This is a genomic window from Pseudomonas sp. SGAir0191 (assembly GCF_002812565.2).
Taxonomy (GTDB): domain Bacteria; phylum Pseudomonadota; class Gammaproteobacteria; order Pseudomonadales; family Pseudomonadaceae; genus Aquipseudomonas; species Aquipseudomonas parafulva_B.
The window spans coordinates 3,157,458-3,178,081 of record NZ_CP025035.2; the positions used below are offsets into that span (position 1 = coordinate 3,157,458).

Below are 20,624 nucleotides of genomic sequence, written 5' to 3' on the forward strand. Positions count from 1 at the left end.
AGGGGCTTAGAGACCCAGCTCTTGCGGGGTAAGCATATCGGACTCGAAGGCAATCCAGCCGCCTTCGAGTTCGGCGTGGCCATTGACGATCGGGCCGTAGTAGGTCAGGCCATTCTCCAGTGTCACGCAGATGTGCGTGGCGTTCTTTTCCGGAGCGGCCAGCGTACCGACGAAATGCACCTTCTTGAGGGTCTCGGTCACCGCTTCCAGGCCCACGCGCATGCTGGCGTTTTCCGAGGCTTCGATGTCGCCGCCTCGGTCTTCGGCGCTGATGGTGATGGTGGCGATGTACGGGTACTGGTTGCTCAAGCGGGTCTACCTCGAAACGTGGGTGGGCATAGGGGCGCGTAGAGTACGGCAGCCGCCGCCCCTTGTCTCTAGCGTTCGCCTGCCGAACCGCCGCGGTGCAGACCAACACAGGTGATCTGCCTGCAACGATCTGTTAGGGTGCCGGCCGATACACGCCCTAGCATACGAGGATCCCGAGTGAGCGCTGAAGAACCCATGATCGCCGACCTGTTCGACGTCGACAAACGCCTGTCCCTCAAGCCGGTGGTGGATTTCAACAGCTACCTGCGCAATGCGTTTGGCGAGGGGCCCTGCCGCTGCCACCGTTGCCTTGAAGGCGCCGACCAGACGACCTACGCCCTGGCGCACACGTTCTCGTTCGACGGCCGGCCATGGCATCGCCGCTTCGCCAGTACCGCCGCCAGCGACGTGGCGCAAGTCCTGAAAAAGGCCTGGCTGTCGTACACCAAGGTGGATCTGACGCTGTCCGGCATCCTCGACCTGGCCACCGTACAGACCTTCACGGATGCAGCGCTGCACCCGCGCCTGCTCGCCCTGCTGCCCGCCAGCGGGCTGGTCCGTGAAGCAGACGGACAGTGGCACCTGCAGGCCCCGGCTGACTAAAGCTCTGGCCTGCGGCCCATGCGGCGGGCCACCGCCTCAGTGCTGTTCGCCGGCCCGCTTGAGCAGCTTCTTGCAACGCTCGGACAAATGCACCACCCGCAGGTGCTTGCCGGCCTTGGCATAGCGCTCACGCAAGGTTTTCAGCGCGGCAATGGCCGAATAGTCCACAAAGCTCAGGTGCTGGCAGTCCAAGGTCACGTCGGCTGGGTCATTGGCCGGGTCGAACTGGTTCAGGAACGGCGCGGTCGAGGCGAAGAACAAGGTGCCGTGCACCTGATAACGTTTGTGCCCGTGCTCGTCCTCATGGCTGTCGGCGTACAGTTCGCGCGCATGCTGCCAGGCAAAGTTCACCGCCGCGATCACGATGCCGAACAGCACGGCCATGGCCAAGTCGGTGAACACAGTCACCACGGTGACGGCGATGATCGCCAGCATGTCGTTCACCGGCACCTTGTGCAGCACCCGCAGCGACGCCCAGGCGAACGTCTGTTGCGCGACCACGAACATGACACCCACCAGGGCCGCCAAGGGGATACGTTCGATCAATGGCGAAAGAAACAGCACGAACAACAGGATCATCACCCCGGCCATCACCCCGGACAGCCGCCCTCGCCCACCGGAACTGAGGTTGATTACCGTCTGACCGATCATGGCGCATCCACCCATGCCGCCGCACAATCCCGACACCATATTGGCCGCCCCAAGCGCCACGCACTCGCGGTCCGGAAAGCCGCGGCTTTCGGTGATCTCGTCCGTCAGGTTGAGGGTGAGCAGGGTTTCGAGCAGGCCCACCATGGCCATCAATACGGCATAAGGGGCAATGATCTGCAATGTTTCAAGGGTCCAGGGCACCGGCGGCCAGGCCAGCTCCGGAAGGCCACCGGCAATGTGGGCCATGTCACCCAGGGTCCGGGTCGGCAGGTCGAACAGGTACACCAACAGGCCTACACCCAGGATCGCAACCAACGCCGGAGGCACAGCACGGGTGAGCTTGGGCAGGATGTAGACCACCGCCATCGTCAAGGCCACCAGGCCGACCATCAGGTACAAGGACGCCCCGTTCAGCCAGCGCTCGCCTTGCTTGAAATGCTCAAGCTGGGCCATGGCAATGACGATCGCAAGACCATTGACGAAGCCGAGCATTACCGGGTACGGCACCAGCCTGACCAGCTTGCCCAGGCGCAATACGCCGAAGAGGATCATCACCACGCCCCCGAGCAACACCGTCGCTAGCAAGTATTGCGCGCCGTGCTGCACCACCAGTGCGACGATCACGACGGCCATCGAGCCGGCAGCACCGGAAATCATCCCCGGCCGGCCGCCGAACAGCGCGGTCAGCGTGCAAATGACGAATGCGCCATAAAGGCCCATCAATGGGTTGAGGTGTGCCACCAAAGCGAACGCGATGCATTCGGGCACGAGGGCAAACGAGGTGGTCAAGCCGGCCAGCAGGTCGGCACGTAGGCGAGCGGGTTTCATGGAATTCCTGGGTGACGGTCCAGAACGGACGGAGTGCGAAAACAAAGGCGCGATGTTACGGAATTTGTCAGGCAGGAGCCACCGATCAGCGCACCCGATCGCGACTCTGCACCGCCAAATCCAGGGCACGCTGCATGTCCAGACGTGCAGAACGCCCGAGGTCCGGGTCATCCAGGCGCCCGCCTCGCTCCGACGGCAAAATGGGGGCAGTCAAGTCCTCGGCATCCATCGCCTCGAAATCCTGCTGCTCGCCAAGGGTCAGCGCACTGCGACGTAGCAGCATACGCACCTGCGTCGGGGTCAGCGCCGGGTTGATCGACAGCATCGCGGCCACGGTGGCCGCCACCAAAGGCGTGGCATAGGACGTGCCGCAATGGGGTTTGGCTTCGCCGGAGGGGCGCAGGCATGCGGCGGCGCTGACATCCACACGGCTGTCGATGTTGGAGCTGTGGCGCTTGCGCACATGCCGCGGGTCACTGACGGGTACGGCGTGCTCACTGCGCTGATGGCCGCCCACCACCAGCAGCTGTTCAGTGACGAAGGACGACGGCAATCGGTATTCGTCCGTGCCCGACCACGAAGCCCCATTACCCGCGGAATTCACCACAATCACATCCGGATGCTTGGCCCGCAGCCACAGGAAAAACTCCTCCAGCAGCTCTTCATAACCGCTCATTGCCAGCCCGGAACGGACCAGCGAATCGACCTCATCCCCCTTGATGTTACGCGCACCTACCCGGTGAATGCCCCAACTCCAGTTCAGCACCCGCACACCGTCCTGCACCAGGTTGACGGATGCGGCGATATTGGCCGTGATACCGGCGTCGGAATTACGGTCGACGATCACATCGAACCCCGGGCTTGCCTTGCCCAGCCCAGCGAGAAAACCCTCGTCCTGAGCGGCGAAGATCCCCGCCACATGGGTGCCATGGCTAGCAGACGCGCTGCCGTCCCTGGCATACACGCACGTCTGCCCGTGCTCGCAGGCGCCGCGATAACGCGTGAAGCCAGCCGCATCGAAGTCCACACCCCTTTCAATCACCCCGACACGCACAGGCTGGACAGGGATTCTGGAAGCAGGAATGCGGCGCTGATAGTAGTACAAGGCGTCCATGAAGCGGTTGGCGGCCCATTCATCCGCCTGGGTGATAGCCGGCTCGGCGCGGTCGTCCCCCTCCTCGCCCCGTTCGGGAGCCGACTCTTCGACGATCACTGCATCGACACTGACCTCCGTACCCATGCGCAGGATCATGGCGTCCCGTTGCACCAGATCGTGCACCGGCAAGCGCAACTGGTAGACGTTCAGCGGCGCTATGGCGCCCACCACCTGCGCGCCGTACTTTTCGGCAATGCGCCTGGCCTCCTGCAGACCGTCGTATTTCTCTTCTACCAGCACACTGACCAGATTCAGGTAGGTGGTCAGGCCGTCCATGTTCTTGGCCACTTCATCGGGGCCTGCGGCGACCACATGGCTGCGCTGACGGGTCAACCATACGGAGTTGCTGGCCTGCCCGTTGACCTCCAGCCACAACGGCGCACTCGGCCCAGGCCGGTGTTCAAGGGTCAGCGTGAACGTGTCGGCTTGGCGCTCCAACGCTTTAGCAGGCACTGTCACACCCCCAACCTTGAATGTTGGCGGCTGTTCACCCAGCCCCGTCACGCGCAGGCACCATTGCTGGCGCTCAGTACTCAATACATCACCGCAGCGTTGCAGTTGCTGGATGCGCAGTGTATCAGGCGCTGCCTGCAAACCGGCGCTCCACAAGCACCCCCATACGATGAACCAGCGTTTCATGATAGTCGCCCCCGGATGGCCTGTGATTGCGACCCACGACCCCTGCCAAGGTTCAGCCGCTGCCCTGTCCTTCGGGACCCTCCTTGTGGAAGCCGAGGTCCAAGATGGCACCACTGACGATCCAGGAATTAATTGCTGCGAAATAGCTCAGGAAGTCCAGGCGCTGCCGATGCAGCGATTACACTCACCTTTTACGGAGACCTGCCCATGTCCACACGCCCGCTTTTCATCTCGTTGGCAATGCTGGCCAGCCTGGCCGCACAGGCCGAGACTGAGGTCGTGCCGCTGCAGCACCGCAGCAGCGCCGAATTGCTGGCGCCCGCGCAAGCCTTCATCGGCCAGGACGGCACCGTCAGTGCCTTCGAGAACAAGCTCATCGTCAATGCCAGCCCACAACGCATCGGCGAGCTGCGTAATGTGCTCAAGCAACTGGACACGGCCGCCAAGCGCTTGCTGATCAGCGTCGACACCAGCGACAGCCAATTTCAGGATACCCGCGGCAACGCCAGGATCATCCGCCACGGCACCTCCAACCGCGACGGCGGCGTACAGCAGATCCAGGCAAGCGAAGGCCAACCAGCGCTGATCCAGGTCGGCCAGAGCATCCCCGTCACCAGCTCCAGCACCGATGGATACGGGCGCGTGCAGAGCGACACCCAATACCGCAATGTAACCCAAGGTTTTTACGTAACGCCGATGCTTACTGGGGACACCGTTCGCCTACAGATCAGCACCAATAATGATCGTATCAGCCGCGAACGTGCAGATGTAGTGGATGTTCAAAGCACCGACACAACCCTGACCGGCAAGGTTGGCGAGTGGATTGATATGGCCGGGTACAACCAGCAGAGCCAGGCCGGTTTCAGCAGCGCAAGCCATATCTACAGCACCGAGCGGGGAAAAAACATGACAGTGCGGGTGAAAGTCGATGTTTTGGACTGATCCCAGACAGCCTGCGGCCTCGACCAAAGGCCTCTGAACTGACTGATGAGTCGTATTAGACCAAAGATGTAGTAGACCTAAAAAAGCACTACAAAACGTTTGACAGGTACTTTTTCACGAGGGCATGATGGCCTCGCTCCCGCTAATCAGGGGCCCTGGCAAGGGCCTTCGGGGCGCCCTCTGGCACCTTGGAGGCGCCCTGTGTCCGTACAGCCCACAAGGCGGTTCGACGAGGTGGCGACTGCAACGAGCAAGTGGTTGCGAGGGACTCAAGTGCGTCACCGCCGTCACAGCATTCGCGTAGCACCGCAGCGAGGCATCCACGAGCCGACCTGCCGGGGCACCGATGGACCTGACTGCCCGCCTTGCCCCTCATCCTTGCCCGCTGCCGCCGCACCCGCTTGAACAGGACTGCCGCCAGCGCCCTGATCTGCCCCGAGCATCCGCACAATTAACCCAAGATCGATGCGACGAGGTTTACTTCCATGGCACTGACACGCGATCAGCAAATTGCAGCCCTTGAGAAAGACTGGGCCGAAAACCCGCGCTGGAAAGGCGTGACCCGTACCTACACCGCCGCCGATGTCGTTCGCCTGCGTGGCTCCCTGCAGCCGGAGCACACCCTGGCCCGCCTGGGTGCAGAAAAGCTGTGGAAGCTGGTTACCCAAGGTGCACATCCATCGTTCCGCCCGGAAAAAGATTTCGTCAACTGCATGGGCGCCCTCACCGGCGGCCAGGCCGTGCAGCAGGTCAAGGCAGGCATCCAGGCCATCTACCTGTCAGGCTGGCAGGTAGCTGCCGACAACAACTCCGCCGAGTCCATGTACCCCGACCAGTCGCTGTACCCGGTCGACTCCGTGCCGACGGTGGTCAAGCGCATCAACAACTCCTTCCGCCGCGCCGACCAGATTCAGTGGAAGGCTGGCAAGAACCCAGGCGATGAAGGCTACATCGACTACTTCGCGCCCATCGTGGCGGATGCCGAAGCCGGTTTTGGCGGCGTGCTCAACGCCTACGAGCTGATGAAGAACATGATCGAAGCAGGCGCTGCAGGCGTGCACTTCGAAGACCAGCTGGCCTCGGTGAAAAAATGCGGTCACATGGGCGGCAAGGTGCTGGTGCCGACCCAGGAAGCCGTGCAAAAGCTGGTCGCCGCGCGCCTGGCAGCCGACGTTTCGGGCGTACCAACGATCATCCTTGCCCGTACCGACGCTAACGCTGCCGACCTGCTGACCAGTGACTGCGACCCCTACGATCAGCCGTTCGTGATCGGCGAGCGCACCCGCGAAGGCTTCTACAAAGTGCGCGCAGGGCTAGACCAGGCCATCGCCCGCGGCCTGGCCTACGCCCCGTACGCCGACCTGATCTGGTGCGAAACCGCCAAGCCGGATCTGGACGAAGCCCGCCGCTTCGCCGAAGCGATCAAGAAGGAGTATCCGGACCAGATCCTGTCGTACAACTGCTCGCCTTCGTTCAACTGGAAGAAGAACCTGGACGACGCCACCATCGCTAAATTCCAGCGTGAGCTTTCGGCCATGGGCTACAAGCACCAGTTCATCACCCTGGCCGGCATCCACAACATGTGGCATGGCATGTTCAACCTGGCGCACGACTACGCCCGCAACGACATGACCGCCTACGTGAAGTTGCAGGAGCAGGAGTTCGCCGACGCCAGCAAGGGTTATACCTTCGTGGCGCATCAGCAGGAAGTGGGTACGGGCTACTTCGATGACATGACCACCGTGATTCAGGGCGGGGCTTCGTCGGTGACTGCGCTCACCGGTTCGACTGAGGAAGAGCAGTTCCACTGATAATGGGTTGCAATCGAACAAAGCCCCAAGCTTCCTAAGCTTGGGGCTTTGTCTCATGCACCTGACACAAGCAGGCATACACTGCACCTGCAACGGCATGCAGGCATCAAGCAATGACTACTCAGCTGCCAGCTGAGCTCTCGCCATGCAAAACTGCATCTAGACATGTGACCGCACAGTACCTCAGTGCGCCATGCCCAGCTCGGCGTCATCCATCAATGCCTTGGCCATGGCGCTGAGGTAGTGGGCCGCCCAGATCATCATTGGCCTGTCCTCCGTCAAGCCGATGATGGTCAGTTCGCGAACGTAACCCATCAACTCTGAAGACTGCTCGCGAGCATCCCGGCACGGTATCCCGGGCTCGATGCGAAACAACGCGTGCGTGCCGTTTTCACCTTGGCAAAACGTTGTTTGACCGACGGTGAACTGGGTGTCTTCTGTGGTCATGGTTGAATCCCCTGGAAATTTCTGACTGCATGGCCGGCCCCTGATGCGGGCAGACCCGCTCCCGCCGTCAATGTGGAACATTGCAGGCTGCGGTGATTGCGTAGGCGTGGATTTACCCGCCAAAGGCCGGCTGTCGCTACACATCGATCAGCCTCAGTGCAAAGGCTTGGCACCGGCTGGCATCTGCACCTGAATCAAGGCCGACTCAAGCAAAGCCCGAAGCGCTTCGAGTTCATGCATCGAGGTCATCATGAGGATCGATGCAGGGGACTTGGGCTGTTGGAGCAAGGCCTGATGCACCACGGTCGCTGCGCAGAGTGCGTGGTCAGTGGCCTGGATCAGGGTGTCTTCGAGGGAATGAGAGATGCGAGGTGGATCGGGGACTATCTTCAACATAGCTATTTACCTTCTATGGCTGGCCACCCACCTGCTGTCAAACAGAAGGGCGGCAGCTGTACGTGGGTTGACAGACCGGCGGAAATAGCTAAGTTCCGGCGCACGCAAGCGTGCCCGCACGCACAGCCACCATATAGGAAAGCCGCGCACTATTTACCGTCACAGCCTGTCAAAGCTGTGTCGTTGATGAGCAACGACAGGCCGAGACTAGAGCGCTACCCGAGCAGCCGCAACGGAAAACAGGCGGCAAGAGTATGTTTGGGAAATGCCCTACAGGGAAGGGGTTAAATCCGACATTCCAGTGACCCCGCGCCTCACTGCACCTGGCGCTGAGCCCGCTCTGCGTGTGCGATGTCGCCTAGCGCGAGCGCTGCCCATCCACTGCGTGCAACCACGGCGAGGAGCAATCAGAGCACCCTGGTCTATGCTTGCAGGCACAGCGCCACGCGCGACCCCACCACCGTATACGCGCTTCAGTATTGACCCAGGGCGGTACCCAGCGGGTCGATAAGTGCTAGAACACGAGCTTTTCGCATTTGCAAGCAGAGGAAATCTGCAGATGAACTTTACAAGGTGCAGAACGGACCAAATAAGAGGCATCAGTCCAAATGATATTAATTATCATTACTCCATTCGTAATTCGTTACCACTCGCAAGAAACATAATTAACAAAAGCGCGCGCAATGCCCGAATTTCAAGGCTTTCAGCCAGTTACAAGCCGATAGTGTTGTTGATCCTACGAATAAATTTGCTACGGAAATTTTACTTGGCCCGGGTTTACCCATAAAATCAGCAGGATTGATTCAGCTGCGACATTTGGTCACTGCAAGTGCGACACCACGTCGCCGCTCTACACTTATTTCAGACTGCAGAGCTGGGTCTCTGTATAAGGATTTAAAGCATGTCCGATTCGGCAGGACTCATCGCCCACAACTGGGGCTTTGCCATCTTCCTTCTGGGTGTCGTCGGCCTGTGCGCCTTCATGCTCGGCCTGTCCAGCCTGCTCGGCAGCAAGGCCTGGGGCCGCGCCAAGAACGAACCCTTCGAATCCGGCATGCTGCCCACCGGCAGCGCGCGCCTGCGCCTGTCGGCAAAATTCTATCTGGTCGCGATGCTCTTCGTGATCTTCGATATCGAAGCCCTCTTTCTCTTTGCATGGTCTGTGTCCGTCCGCGAAAGCGGCTGGACCGGGTTCGTCGAAGCACTCGTTTTCATAGCAATTCTGTTGGCAGGTCTTGTCTACCTATGGCGCGTCGGGGCCCTTGACTGGGCACCCGAAGGTCGCCGCAAGCGGCAAGCGAAGCTGAAACAATGAGGCTTTGGCATGCAATACAATCTCACCAGAATCGATCCGGACGCACCCAACGAGCAGTATCCGGTTGGTGAACGGGAAACCGTCACCGATCAACTGCTCGAAGACCAGGTCCACAAGAACATCTTCATGGGCAAGCTCGAAGATGTGCTGCGTGGCGCCGTCAACTGGGGCCGCAAGAACTCCCTGTGGCCGTACAACTTCGGCCTGTCCTGCTGCTACGTGGAAATGACCACGGCCTTCACGGCGCCCCACGACATCGCCCGCTTCGGCGCCGAAGTCATCCGGGCCTCGCCGCGCCAGGCCGACTTCATGGTCATTGCCGGTACCTGCTTCATCAAGATGGCGCCGATCATCCAGCGCCTCTACGAGCAGATGCTCGAGCCCAAATGGGTCATTTCCATGGGTTCGTGCGCCAACTCCGGCGGCATGTACGACATCTACTCGGTCGTTCAGGGGGTCGACAAGTTCCTCCCCGTGGACGTCTACGTGCCCGGCTGTCCGCCACGCCCTGAGGCTTTCTTGCAAGGCTTGATGCTGCTGCAGGAGTCGATCGGCCAAGAGCGACGTCCGCTTTCCTGGGTCGTGGGTGATCAAGGCATTTACCGTGCCGAGATGCCTGCCCAGAAAGAGCTGCGTCGTGAACAGCGCATTGCCGTCACCAACCTGCGCAGCCCCGACGAAGTCTGATCCAGCGACCTGCCGCCGGTGCCCGAGGGTGCCGGCGGCCTGGCTTCATTCTTAACGTTGACCCAAAGCGACCGAGACCATGACAGCGGACAACGCTATTTACATTCCGCCCTACAAGGCAAACGACCAAGATGTGGTCGTCGAATTGCACAACCGTTTTGGCGCCGAAGCATTCGTCGCCCAGGAAACCCGCACCGGCATGCCCGTGCTGTGGGTCAAGCGCGCCCAGCTCAAGGAAGTGCTGAGCTTCCTGCGCGGCGTGGCCAAGCCCTACAGCATGCTGTACGACCTGCACGGGGTCGACGAGCGCCTGCGCACCCAGCGCCGTGGCCTGCCTGCCGCCGACTTCAGCGTGTTCTACCACCTGCTGTCGATCGAGCGTAACAGCGATGTGATGATCAAGGTTTCGCTCAGCGAAGGCGACCTGAACCTGCCCTCGGTGACCAGCATCTGGCCCAACGCCAACTGGTACGAGCGTGAAGTGTGGGACATGTTCGGCATCGATTTCGCCGGTCACCCGCACCTGAGCCGCATCATGATGCCGCCGACCTGGGAAGGTCACCCACTGCGCAAGGACTACCCGGCCCGCGCCACCGAGTTCGACCCCTACAGCCTGACCCTGGCCAAGCAGCAGCTTGAGGAAGAGTCGGCGCGCTTCAACCCAGAGGCCTGGGGCATGAAGCGTCAGGGCGCCAACGAGGACTACATGTTCCTCAACCTTGGCCCCAACCACCCGTCTGCCCACGGTGCCTTCCGTATCGTCCTGCAGCTCGATGGTGAAGAAATCGTCGACTGCGTACCGGACATCGGCTACCACCACCGCGGTGCCGAGAAGATGGCCGAGCGTCAGTCCTGGCACAGCTTCATTCCCTACACCGACCGTATCGACTACCTCGGCGGTGTGATGAACAACCTGCCGTACGTCCTGGCGGTGGAAAAGCTGGCCGGCATCCAGGTGCCGCAGAAGGTCGACGTGATTCGCATCATGCTCGCCGAATTCTTCCGTATCACCAGCCACCTGCTGTTCCTGGGCACCTACATCCAGGACGTAGGCGCCATGACCCCGGTGTTCTTCACCTTCACCGACCGCCAGCGCGCGTACACGGTGATCGAAGCGATCACCGGTTTCCGGCTGCATCCGGCCTGGTACCGTATCGGTGGCGTCGCGCACGACCTGCCGCGTGGCTGGGACAAGCTGGTCAAGGATTTCGTCGAGTGGCTGCCCAAGCGCCTGGACGAATACACCAAGGCCGCCCTGCAGAACAGCATTCTCAAGGGCCGTACCATTGGCGTGGCCGCCTACAACACGCAAGAGGCGCTGGCCTGGGGCACTACGGGTGCCGGCCTGCGCTCCACCGGTTGCGACTTCGACCTGCGCAAGGCACGCCCCTACTCCGGCTACGAGAACTTCGAGTTCGAAGTGCCGCTGGCCCACAACGGCGATGCCTACGATCGCTGCATGGTCCGCGTCGAGGAGATGCGCCAGAGTATCCGCATCATCGACCAGTGCCTGCGCAACATGCCGGAAGGCCCGTACAAGGCGGACCATCCGCTGACCACGCCGCCGCCCAAAGAGCGCACCCTGCAGCACATCGAGACCTTGATCACCCACTTCCTGCAAGTGTCGTGGGGTCCGGTCATGCCGGCCAACGAGTCGTTCCAGATGATCGAAGCGACCAAGGGCATCAACAGTTACTACCTGACGAGCGACGGCGGCACCATGAGCTACCGCACCCGGATCCGCACCCCGAGCTACCCGCACCTGCAGCAGATCCCTTCGGTGATCAAAGGCAGCATGGTTGCCGACCTCATTGCGTACCTGGGCAGTATCGACTTCGTTATGGCTGACGTGGACCGCTAAGCATGAACAGCACGCTTATCCAGACAGACCGTTTCGCCCTGAGCGAAACCGAGCGCTCGGCCATCGAGCATGAAATGCATCACTACGAGGACCCGCGTGCGGCGTCCATCGAAGCCCTCAAGATCGTGCAGAAAGCCCGTGGCTGGGTGCCGGACGGCGCCATTCATGCCATCGGCGAGGTGCTGGGTATCCCGGCCAGCGACGTCGAAGGCGTCGCCACCTTCTACAGCCAGATCTTCCGCCAGCCGGTCGGCCGCCACATCATCCGCGTGTGCGACAGCATGGTGTGCTACATCGGCGGTCACGAGTCGGTGGTCAGCCAGATCCAGAGCGAGCTGGGCATCGGCTTGGGCCAAACCACTGCCGACGGCCGCTTCACCCTGCTGCCGGTCTGCTGCCTTGGGAACTGCGACAAGGCCCCGGCGCTGATGATCGACGACGACACCTTTGGCGACGTGCAGCCTGCTGGCGTCTCCAAGCTGCTGGAGGGTTACGCATGACCATCACTTCCTTCGGCCCGGCCAACCGCATCGCGCGCTCGGCTGAAACCCATCCGCTGACCTGGCGCCTGCGTGAAGACGGCGAGCCGGTCTGGCTGGCCGAGTACGAATCGAAGAACGGCTACGCCGCTGCCCGCAAGGCGCTGGCGCAGATGTCGGCTGACGAGATCGTGCAAAGCGTCAAGGACTCCGGCCTCAAGGGCCGTGGTGGCGCTGGCTTCCCCACCGGGGTGAAGTGGGGCCTGATGCCCAAGGATGAATCCATGAACATCCGTTACCTGTTGTGTAACGCCGATGAAATGGAGCCCAACACCTGGAAGGACCGCATGCTGATGGAGCAACAGCCCCATCTGCTGATCGAAGGCATGCTGATCAGCGCCCGCGCGCTGAAGGCCTACCGCGGTTACATCTTCCTGCGCGGCGAATACACCACCGCGGCGAAAAACCTCAACCGCGCCATCGATGAAGCCAAGGCCGCTGGCCTGCTGGGCAAGAACGTCTTGGGCAGCGGTTTCGATTTCGAGCTGTTCGTGCACACCGGTGCAGGCCGCTACATCTGCGGCGAAGAAACCGCGCTGATCAACTCGCTCGAAGGTCGCCGCGCCAACCCGCGTTCCAAGCCGCCCTTCCCTGCCGCCGTGGGCGTATGGGGCAAGCCGACCTGCGTGAACAACGTCGAGACCCTGTGCAACGTGCCGGCCATCGTCGCCAACGGCAACGACTGGTACAAGTCGCTGGCCCGCGAGGGCAGTGAAGACCATGGCACCAAGCTGATGGGCTTCTCCGGCAAGGTCAAGAACCCGGGCCTGTGGGAATTGCCGTTTGGCGTCACCGCACGCGAACTGTTCGAGGACTACGCTGGCGGCATGCGCGACGGCTTCCGCCTCAAGTGCTGGCAGCCAGGCGGCGCCGGCACCGGTTTCCTGCTGCCCGAGCACCTGGACGCGCAGATGTACGCAGGCGGTATCGCCAAGGTCGGCACCCGCATGGGCACAGGCCTTGCCATGGCGGTGGACGACAGCGTCAGCATGGTCTCGCTGCTGCGCAACATGGAGGAGTTCTTCGCCCGTGAGTCGTGCGGCTGGTGCACACCGTGCCGTGACGGCCTGCCGTGGAGCGTGAAGATGCTGCGCGCCCTGGAAAACCGCCAGGGCCGTGCCGAAGACATCGAGACCCTGCTGGGGCTGGTCAACTTCCTTGGCCCAGGCCGTACCTTCTGCGCCCACGCACCGGGTGCGGTGGAGCCGCTTGGCAGTGCCATCAAGTACTTCCGCTCGGAGTTCGAGGCCGGTGTCGCGCCGGTCGTCGCTGGCGAGGCGTTGCGCCCTGACCTGGCAAGACCGCTTCAGGCCGGGCCGACCGTAGTCGGCGCATAACAAGATGTTCCAGCGGGTGGTCCGTGCCACCCGCCAGCTTGCCGACAGGCCCGACCCGATCGCGGCGTGTCGCAGGCTTACCGATTTCCATTAGCCACGCCTGCTCACGCGGGCCAACGAAGAACTTTGAACAATGGCCACTATCCACGTAGACGGCAAAGCGCTCGAAGTCAACGGTGCAGACAACCTGTTACAAGCCTGTCTGTCACTTGGCCTCGACATCCCTTATTTCTGCTGGCACCCGGCGCTTGGCAGCGTCGGTGCCTGCCGCCAGTGCGCGGTCAAGCAGTACACCGACGAGAACGACACCCGCGGGCGTATCGTCATGTCCTGCATGACGCCTGCATCCGACGGCACCTGGATCTCCATCGACGATGACGAGTCCAAGGCGTTTCGCGCCAGCGTCGTCGAATGGCTGATGACCAACCACCCGCACGACTGCCCCGTGTGCGAGGAAGGCGGTCACTGCCACCTGCAAGACATGACGGTGATGACCGGCCACAACGAGCGCCGCTATCGCTTCACCAAGCGCACCCACCAGAACCAGGACCTTGGCCCGTTCATCGCCCATGAGATGAACCGCTGCATCGCCTGCTACCGCTGCGTGCGTTACTACAAGGACTATGCCGGTGGCACCGACCTGGGTGTCTATGGCGCCCATGACAACGTCTATTTCGGCCGCGTCGAAGACGGCGTGCTGGAAAGCGAGTTCTCGGGCAACCTGACCGAAGTCTGCCCAACCGGCGTGTTCACCGACAAGACCCACTCCGAACGCTACAACCGCAAGTGGGACATGCAGTTTGCCCCGAGCATCTGCCACGGTTGCTCCAGTGGCTGCAACATCAGCCCAGGCGAGCGTTACGGTGAACTGCGCCGCATCGAGAACCGTTTCAACGGCTCGGTGAACCAGTACTTCCTGTGCGACAGGGGCCGCTTCGGCTATGGCTACGTCAACCGCACGGATCGTCCACGCCAGGCGCAACTGGCCGACGGCACCAAGCTGGGCCTGGACGCCGCCCTGGACAAAGCCGCCGACCTGCTGCGCGGCCGCACCATCGTCGGTATCGGTTCGCCACGCGCCAGCCTGGAAAGCAACTATGGCCTACGCGAGCTGGTTGGTGCCGAGTACTTCCACTGTGGGATGGAAGCCGGTGAACTGGCGCGCGTGCGCCTGGCGCTGGAGGTGTTGAACAACAGCCCCCTGCCCGTTCCGACCCTGCGCGACATCGAAGACCACGACGCGGTATTCGTGCTCGGTGAAGACCTGACCCAGACCGCTGCCCGTGTCGCCCTGGCCGTGCGCCAGGCCACCAAGGGCAAGGCCGAGGCCATGGCCGAGGCGATGAAGGTTCAGCCGTGGCTCGACGCCGCCGTCAAGAACATCGGTCAGCATGCGCTGTACCCTCTGTTCATCGCCAGCCTGGCCGAGACCAAGCTCGACGACGTGGCCGAGGAGTGCGTGCATGCAGCCCCGGCGGACCTGGCCCGCCTCGGTTTTGCCGTGGCCCATGCCATCGACCCAAGTGCACCCGCCGTCGCCGGCCTAGACGACGAGGCCAAGGCCCTGGCCCAGCGCATCGCCGATGCCCTGATCGCCGCCAAGCGCCCGCTGGTCATTGCCGGCACCTCGCTGGCCGATGCCTCGTTGATCGAGGCCGCCGCCAACATCGCCAAAGCCCTGAAGCTGCGCGACAAACAAGGCTCGCTGAGCCTGGTGGTACCTGAAGCCAACAGCCTTGGCCTGGCCATGCTCGGTGGCGAATCGGTCGACGCTGCGCTGGATGCGGTCATCGACGGCAAGGCCGACGCCATCGTGGTGCTGGAAAACGACCTCTACGCCCGTGTGCCTGCGGCCAAAGTGGACGCTGCCCTGGCAGCGGCCAAGGTGGTCATCGTTGCCGACCACTCCAGAACCCAGACGGTCGAGCGCGCCCACCTGGTACTGCCGGCCGCCTCCTTCGCCGAGGGCGATGGCACCCTGGTCAGCCAGGAAGGCCGTGCCCAGCGCTTCTTCCAGGTGTTCGACCCGCAGTACCTGGACAGCAGCATCCAGGTCCACGAAGGCTGGCGCTGGATGCACGCCCTGCGTGCAACCTTGCTGGCTAAGCCCGTGGACTGGACCCAACTGGACCACGTGACCCACGCCTGCGCCCAGGCGGCACCGCAACTGGCTGGCATCGTCGACGCCGCGCCAAGCGCCGCCTTCCGCATCAAGGGCCTGAAGCTTGCCCGCGAGCCGCTGCGCTACTCCGGTCGCACCGCCATGCGCGCCAACATCAGCGTGCACGAGCCGCGTACCCCGCAAGACCGCGATACCGCCTTTGCCTTCTCGATGGAAGGGTATTCGGGCTCGGCCGAGCCGCGTCAGCAGGTCCCGTTCGCCTGGTCGCCAGGTTGGAACTCGCCCCAGGCCTGGAACAAGTTTCAGGACGAGGTGGGCGGTCACTTGCGTGCCGGCGACCCCGGCGTGCGCCTGATCGAATCCCAAGGTGATGGCCTGGCCTGGTTCACCACGGTGCCTGGCGCCTTCAACCCGGCCCGCGGCACCTGGACGGCAGTACCGTTCTTCCACCTGTTCGGCAGCGAAGAAAGCTCCTCGCGTGCCGCGCCAGTGCAAGAGCGCATTCCGGCTGCCTACGTGGCCCTGGCCAAGTCCGAAGCCGATCGCCTGGGCGTCAACGAAGGCGCCCTGCTGGACCTGAACGTCGCGGGTGTGGCGCTACGCTTGCCGCTGCGTATCAATGAAGCGCTGGGCGCTGGCCTGGTCGCGCTGCCCAAGGGCCTGGCCGGCATCCCGCCAGCCGTGTTCGGGGCATCCGTCGAAGGCCTGCAGGAGGCAGCACAATGAGCTGGTTCACCCCCGAAGTGATCGACGTGATCCTCACCGTGCTACGGGCCATCGTGGTCCTGTTGGCGGTGGTGGTCTGCGGCGCGCTGCTCAGCTTCATCGAGCGGCGCCTGCTGGGCTGGTGGCAGGACCGTTACGGTCCGAACCGCGTCGGCCCGTTCGGCATGTTCCAGATCGCTGCCGACATGCTCAAGATGTTCTTCAAGGAAGACTGGAACCCGCCCTTCGTCGACCGCGTGATCTTCACCCTGGCACCGGTCGTGGCCATGAGCGCCCTGCTGATTGCCTTCGTGGTCATCCCGATCACCCCGACCTGGGGCGTGGCCGACTTGAACATCGGCCTGCTGTTCTTCTTCGCCATGGCCGGTCTGTCGGTGTATGCCGTGCTGTTTGCCGGCTGGTCCTCGAACAACAAGTACGCCTTGCTCGGCAGCTTGCGGGCCTCGGCCCAGACCGTGTCGTACGAAGTGTTCCTGGGCCTGGCGTTGATGGGCGTGGTGGTGCAGGTCGGCTCGTTCAACATGCGCGACATCGTCGAGTACCAGGCGCAGAACCTGTGGTTCATCATTCCGCAGTTCTTCGGCTTCTGCACCTTCTTCATCGCTGGCGTGGCCGTGACTCACCGTCACCCCTTCGACCAGCCGGAAGCGGAACAGGAACTGGCCGACGGCTACCACATCGAGTATGCCGGCATGAAGTGGGGCATGTTCTTCGTCGGTGAGTACATCGGCATCATCCTCATCTCGGCGCTGCTGGTCACCCTGTTCTTCGGCGGCTGGCACGGCCCGTTCGGCATCCTGCCGCAACTGTCGTTCCTGTGGTTCGCCCTGAAGACCGCGTTCTTCATCATGCTGTTCATCCTGCTGCGCGCCTCCATTCCGCGCCCACGCTATGACCAGGTGATGGACTTCAGCTGGAAGTTCTGCCTGCCGCTGACCCTGATCAATTTGCTGGTGACCGCTGCGATCGTGCTTTACAACACGCCAGCCGTCGCGGCCCAGTGAGGATTTGACCCATGTTCAAGTATATCGGCGACATCGTTAAGGGCACCGGCACCCAGCTGCGCAGCCTGGCCATGGTGTTCTCCCACGGGTTCCGCAAGCGCGACACCCTGCAGTACCCCGAAGAACCCGTGTACCTGCCGCCACGCTACCGTGGCCGCATCGTCCTGACGCGCGACCCCGACGGCGAAGAGCGCTGCGTGGCCTGCAACCTGTGCGCGGTAGCCTGCCCGGTGGGCTGCATCTCGCTGCAGAAGGCAGAAACCGACGACGGCCGTTGGTACCCGGAGTTCTTCCGCATCAACTTCTCGCGCTGCATCTTCTGCGGCCTGTGCGAAGAAGCGTGCCCGACCACCGCAATCCAGCTGACTCCGGATTTCGAAATGGCCGAGTTCAAGCGTCAGGACCTGGTGTACGAGAAAGAAGATCTGCTGATCTCCGGCCCCGGCAAGAACCCTGACTACAACTTCTACCGTGTTGCGGGCATGGCGATCGCTGGCAAGCCGAAAGGCGCTGCGCAGAACGAAGCCGAGCCGATCAACGTGAAGAGCTTGCTCCCATAAGGACAGAAAGATGGAATTCGCTTTCTACTTCGCATCCGGGATCGCCGTGGTCTCCACCCTTCGGGTGGTGACCGGCACAAACCCCGTGCACGCCCTGCTCTACCTGATCATCTCGCTGATTTCCGTGGCGATGATCTTCTTTTCCCTTGGCGCGCCGTTCGCGGGCGCCCTGGAAGTGATCGCCTATGCTGGCGCCATCATGGTGCTGTTCGTCTTCGTGGTGATGATGCTCAACCTGGGGCCGGCGTCGGTCGCCCAGGAGCGCGGCTGGCTCAAGCCCGGTATCTGGGCAGGGCCGGTGATCCTCGGCGCCCTGTTGCTGGTGGAGCTGCTGTACGTGCTGTTCGTCGCACCCAGCGGCGCTGCCATCAGCGGTACCACCGTGGGCCCGAAAGCAGTGGGTGTGAGCCTGTTCGGCCCTTACCTGCTGGTGGTCGAACTGGCGTCGATGCTGCTGCTCGCGGCAGCTGTCACCGCCTTCCACCTGGGCCGCAATGAGGCGAAGGAGTAAATCATGGGTGCTATCCCTCTCGAACATGGTCTGGCCGTCGCCGGCATCCTGTTCTGCTTAGGTCTGGTTGGCCTGATGGTCCGCCGCAACATCCTCTTCGTGCTCATGAGCCTGGAAGTCATGATGAACGCCTCTGCCCTGGCGTTCGTCGTCGCCGGTGCCCGTTGGGTCCAACCCGATGGCCAGGTGATGTTCATTCTGGTGATCAGCCTGGCAGCAGCCGAGGCCAGCATTGGCCTGGCCATCCTGCTGCAGCTGTATCGCCGCTTCCACACTCTCGACATCGATGCTGCCAGTGAGATGCGCGGATGAACCTTCTCTTCCTGACTTTCGTCTTTCCCCTCATCGGCTTTGTGCTGCTGTCGTTCTCGCGCGGGAGGTTCTCGGAGAACCTGTCCGCTCTGATCGGCGTCGGTTCGGTGGGCCTGTCGGCGGCCACGGCCGCCTACGTGATCTGGCAGTTCAACGTCGCCCCGCCTGAAGGCGGTGCGTACAGCCAGCTGCTGTGGCAGTGGATGTCGGTGGATGGCTTTGCGCCGAACTTCACCCTGTACCTGGATGGCCTGTCGGTCACCATGCTGGGCGTAGTGACAGGCGTGGGTTTCCTGATCCACTTGTTCGCGTCCTGGTACATGCGTGGCGAGACCGGCTACTCGCGGTTCTTCTCATACACCAACCTGTTCATCGCCAGCATGCTGTTCCTGATCCTGGGCGACAACCTGCTGTTCATCTACTTCGGTTGGGAAGGCGTGGGCCTGTGTTCCTACCTGTTGATCGGTTTCTACTACAGCAACCGCAACAACGGTAACGCAGCGCTCAAGGCCTTTATCGTCACCCGGATTGGCGACGTGTTCATGGCCATCGGCCTGTTCATCCTGTTCGCCCAGCTGGGCACGCTGAACGTCCAGGAACTGCTGGTGCTGGCACCGCAGAAATTCCAGGCCGGTGATACCTGGATGGTGCTGGCAACGCTGATGCTGCTGGGCGGTGCCGTGGGCAAATCCGCGCAGCTACCGCTGCAGACCTGGTTGGCAGACGCCATGGCCGGCCCGACCCCAGTGTCGGCGCTGATCCACGCGGCGACGATGGTGACGGCCGGTGTCTACCTGATCGCCCGTACCAATGGCCTGTTCCTGCTGGCGCCGGACATCCTGCACCTGGTGGGCGTGGTGGGTGGCGTGACCCTGGTGCTGGCGGGCTTCGCTGCGCTGGTGCAAACCGACATCAAGCGTATCCTGGCCTACTCGACCATGAGCCAGATCGGCTACATGTTCCTGGCCCTGGGTGTCGGCGCCTGGGATGCGGCGATCTTCCACCTGATGACCCACGCCTTCTTCAAGGCGCTGCTGTTCCTGGCCTCGGGTGCCGTCATCGTGGCCTGCCACCACGAGCAGAACATCTTCAAGATGGGCGGCCTGTGGAAAAAGCTGCCCCTGGCCTACGCCAGCTTCGTGGTCGGTGGCGCTGCCCTGGCGGCCTTGCCGATCGTGACCGTGGGCTTCTACTCCAAGGACGAGATCCTGTGGGAAGCCTTCGCCAGCGGCAACTCCGGCCTGCTCTACGCCGGTCTGGTCGGCGCCTTCATGACCTCGCTGTACACCTTCCGCCTGATCTTCATCGCCTTCCACGGCGAAGCGAAGACCGAAGCTCATGCCGGCCATGGCATCAGCCATTGGCTGCCACTGGGCGTGCTGATCGTGCTGTCGACCTTCGTCGGCGCATGGATCACCCCGCCGCTGGCTGATGTGCTGCCACAGAGCGCAGGCCATGCCGGCGGTGAAGCCAAGCATGCCCTGGAGATCACCTCGGGCGCCATCGCCATTGCCGGTATCCTGCTCGCCGCCTTGCTGTTCCTGGGCAAGCGCAGCTTCGTCAGCGCGGTGGCCAACAGTGGCATCGGCCGCGTGCTGTCGGCCTGGTGGTTCGCGGCCTGGGGCTTTGACTGGATCTACGACAAGCTGTTCGTCAAGCCCTACCTGCTGATCAGCCACCTGCTGCGCAAAGACCCGGTTGACCGCGGTATCGGCCTGATCCCTCGCCTGGCTCGCGGTGGCCACGTGGCCATGACCAAGACCGAGACGGGCCAGCTGCGCTGGTACACCGCCTCCATCGCCATTGGCGCAGTGCTGGTACTCGGCGCTGTGGTAGTGGCCGCGGTATGACCATGAACCTTGCGAACC

At 62.5% G+C, this 20,624-nt stretch carries 19 protein-coding genes; 14 read left to right on the forward strand and 5 right to left on the reverse strand.

Going from position 1 to position 20,624, the window contains the following annotated elements; translation table 11 throughout:
- Positions 1 to 6 precede the first annotated feature (6 nt).
- A complete protein-coding gene (locus tag CWR53_RS14170) occupies positions 7 to 309 on the reverse strand; it encodes a hypothetical protein (protein ID WP_027916244.1) in 303 nt (100 codons plus the stop codon).
- A 177-nt stretch (positions 310 to 486) separates the two neighbouring features.
- Between CWR53_RS14170 and CWR53_RS14175 the strand changes: the two genes are divergently transcribed.
- Positions 487 to 912, forward strand: a complete 426-nt coding sequence (locus tag CWR53_RS14175; RefSeq protein WP_100851902.1) for a hypothetical protein — start codon at positions 487 to 489, stop codon at positions 910 to 912.
- Between the two features lie 36 nt (positions 913 to 948).
- On the opposite strand, the gene CWR53_RS14180 is transcribed toward CWR53_RS14175, so the two are convergent.
- Together CWR53_RS14180 and CWR53_RS14185 are read right to left on the reverse strand one after the other, a co-directional pair.
- Positions 949 to 2,391 (reverse strand): SulP family inorganic anion transporter, encoded by a 1,443-nt coding sequence (locus CWR53_RS14180; protein ID WP_100851903.1) that lies wholly within the window; start codon positions 2,389 to 2,391, stop codon positions 949 to 951.
- Between the two features lie 85 nt (positions 2,392 to 2,476).
- Complete coding sequence (locus CWR53_RS14185; RefSeq protein WP_100851904.1) at positions 2,477 to 4,186, reverse strand: S8/S53 family peptidase; 1,710 nt, start codon at positions 4,184 to 4,186, stop codon at positions 2,477 to 2,479.
- 207 nt (positions 4,187 to 4,393) lie between these two features.
- On the opposite strand from CWR53_RS14185, the gene CWR53_RS14190 reads away from it, so the two are divergent.
- On the forward strand, positions 4,394 to 5,128 hold the full coding sequence (locus CWR53_RS14190; RefSeq protein ID WP_100851905.1) for a secretin N-terminal domain-containing protein: 735 nt from the start codon (positions 4,394 to 4,396) through the stop codon (positions 5,126 to 5,128).
- Between the two features lie 485 nt (positions 5,129 to 5,613).
- Complete coding sequence (aceA, locus tag CWR53_RS14195; RefSeq protein WP_100851906.1) at positions 5,614 to 6,939, forward strand: isocitrate lyase; 1,326 nt, start codon at positions 5,614 to 5,616, stop codon at positions 6,937 to 6,939.
- 183 nt (positions 6,940 to 7,122) lie between these two features.
- Here aceA and CWR53_RS14200 read toward each other — a convergent pair whose 3' ends face one another.
- Both CWR53_RS14200 and CWR53_RS14205 read right to left on the reverse strand, forming a co-directional pair.
- Positions 7,123 to 7,386 carry a DUF3077 domain-containing protein gene (locus CWR53_RS14200; protein ID WP_058605078.1) on the reverse strand — a complete coding sequence of 88 codons (264 nt, stop codon included), beginning with the start codon at positions 7,384 to 7,386 and terminating at the stop codon, positions 7,123 to 7,125.
- A gap of 153 nt (positions 7,387 to 7,539) precedes the next feature.
- Positions 7,540 to 7,782 (reverse strand): hypothetical protein, encoded by a 243-nt coding sequence (locus tag CWR53_RS14205; RefSeq protein WP_058639792.1) that lies wholly within the window; start codon positions 7,780 to 7,782, stop codon positions 7,540 to 7,542.
- Between the two features lie 901 nt (positions 7,783 to 8,683).
- Here CWR53_RS14205 and CWR53_RS14210 point away from each other — a divergent pair.
- The 11 genes from CWR53_RS14210 to nuoL all read left to right on the forward strand — a co-directional run bounded on the left by CWR53_RS14210 (position 8,684) and on the right by nuoL (position 20,606).
- Positions 8,684 to 9,097, forward strand: coding sequence for an NADH-quinone oxidoreductase subunit A (locus CWR53_RS14210; RefSeq protein ID WP_008096178.1), 414 nt, complete (start codon positions 8,684 to 8,686; stop codon positions 9,095 to 9,097).
- A gap of 9 nt (positions 9,098 to 9,106) precedes the next feature.
- Positions 9,107 to 9,784, forward strand: a complete 678-nt coding sequence (locus CWR53_RS14215) for an NADH-quinone oxidoreductase subunit B family protein (protein WP_023534774.1) — start codon at positions 9,107 to 9,109, stop codon at positions 9,782 to 9,784.
- 79 nt (positions 9,785 to 9,863) lie between these two features.
- Complete coding sequence (gene nuoC, locus CWR53_RS14220; protein ID WP_023534867.1) at positions 9,864 to 11,645, forward strand: NADH-quinone oxidoreductase subunit C/D; 1,782 nt, start codon at positions 9,864 to 9,866, stop codon at positions 11,643 to 11,645.
- A gap of 2 nt (positions 11,646 to 11,647) precedes the next feature.
- Positions 11,648 to 12,145 carry an NADH-quinone oxidoreductase subunit NuoE gene (gene nuoE, locus CWR53_RS14225; RefSeq protein WP_027916252.1) on the forward strand — a complete coding sequence of 166 codons (498 nt, stop codon included), beginning with the start codon at positions 11,648 to 11,650 and terminating at the stop codon, positions 12,143 to 12,145.
- Complete coding sequence (nuoF, locus tag CWR53_RS14230) at positions 12,142 to 13,521, forward strand: NADH-quinone oxidoreductase subunit NuoF (protein ID WP_023534745.1); 1,380 nt, start codon at positions 12,142 to 12,144, stop codon at positions 13,519 to 13,521. Before nuoE ends, nuoF begins: the two co-directional genes overlap by 4 nt.
- A 133-nt stretch (positions 13,522 to 13,654) precedes the next feature.
- On the forward strand, positions 13,655 to 16,369 hold the full coding sequence (gene nuoG / locus CWR53_RS14235; RefSeq protein WP_100851907.1) for an NADH-quinone oxidoreductase subunit NuoG: 2,715 nt from the start codon (positions 13,655 to 13,657) through the stop codon (positions 16,367 to 16,369).
- Complete coding sequence (gene nuoH, locus CWR53_RS14240) at positions 16,366 to 17,373, forward strand: NADH-quinone oxidoreductase subunit NuoH (protein ID WP_027916254.1); 1,008 nt, start codon at positions 16,366 to 16,368, stop codon at positions 17,371 to 17,373. Before nuoG ends, nuoH begins: the two co-directional genes overlap by 4 nt.
- Before the next feature lie 11 nt (positions 17,374 to 17,384).
- Positions 17,385 to 17,933 carry an NADH-quinone oxidoreductase subunit NuoI gene (gene nuoI / locus CWR53_RS14245; RefSeq protein ID WP_023534793.1) on the forward strand — a complete coding sequence of 183 codons (549 nt, stop codon included), beginning with the start codon at positions 17,385 to 17,387 and terminating at the stop codon, positions 17,931 to 17,933.
- A gap of 10 nt (positions 17,934 to 17,943) precedes the next feature.
- Positions 17,944 to 18,444 (forward strand): NADH-quinone oxidoreductase subunit J, encoded by a 501-nt coding sequence (nuoJ, locus tag CWR53_RS14250; protein ID WP_023534783.1) that lies wholly within the window; start codon positions 17,944 to 17,946, stop codon positions 18,442 to 18,444.
- Between the two features lie 3 nt (positions 18,445 to 18,447).
- The gene (gene nuoK / locus CWR53_RS14255) at positions 18,448 to 18,756 is read left to right on the forward strand and encodes an NADH-quinone oxidoreductase subunit NuoK (protein WP_003251446.1); all 309 of its coding nucleotides are present in this window, start codon (positions 18,448 to 18,450) and stop codon (positions 18,754 to 18,756) included.
- Positions 18,753 to 20,606 carry an NADH-quinone oxidoreductase subunit L gene (gene nuoL / locus CWR53_RS14260; protein WP_078478313.1) on the forward strand — a complete coding sequence of 618 codons (1,854 nt, stop codon included), beginning with the start codon at positions 18,753 to 18,755 and terminating at the stop codon, positions 20,604 to 20,606. The genes nuoK and nuoL overlap by 4 nt, the downstream gene beginning before the upstream one ends.
- The last annotated feature ends 18 nt before the right edge of the window (positions 20,607 to 20,624 follow it).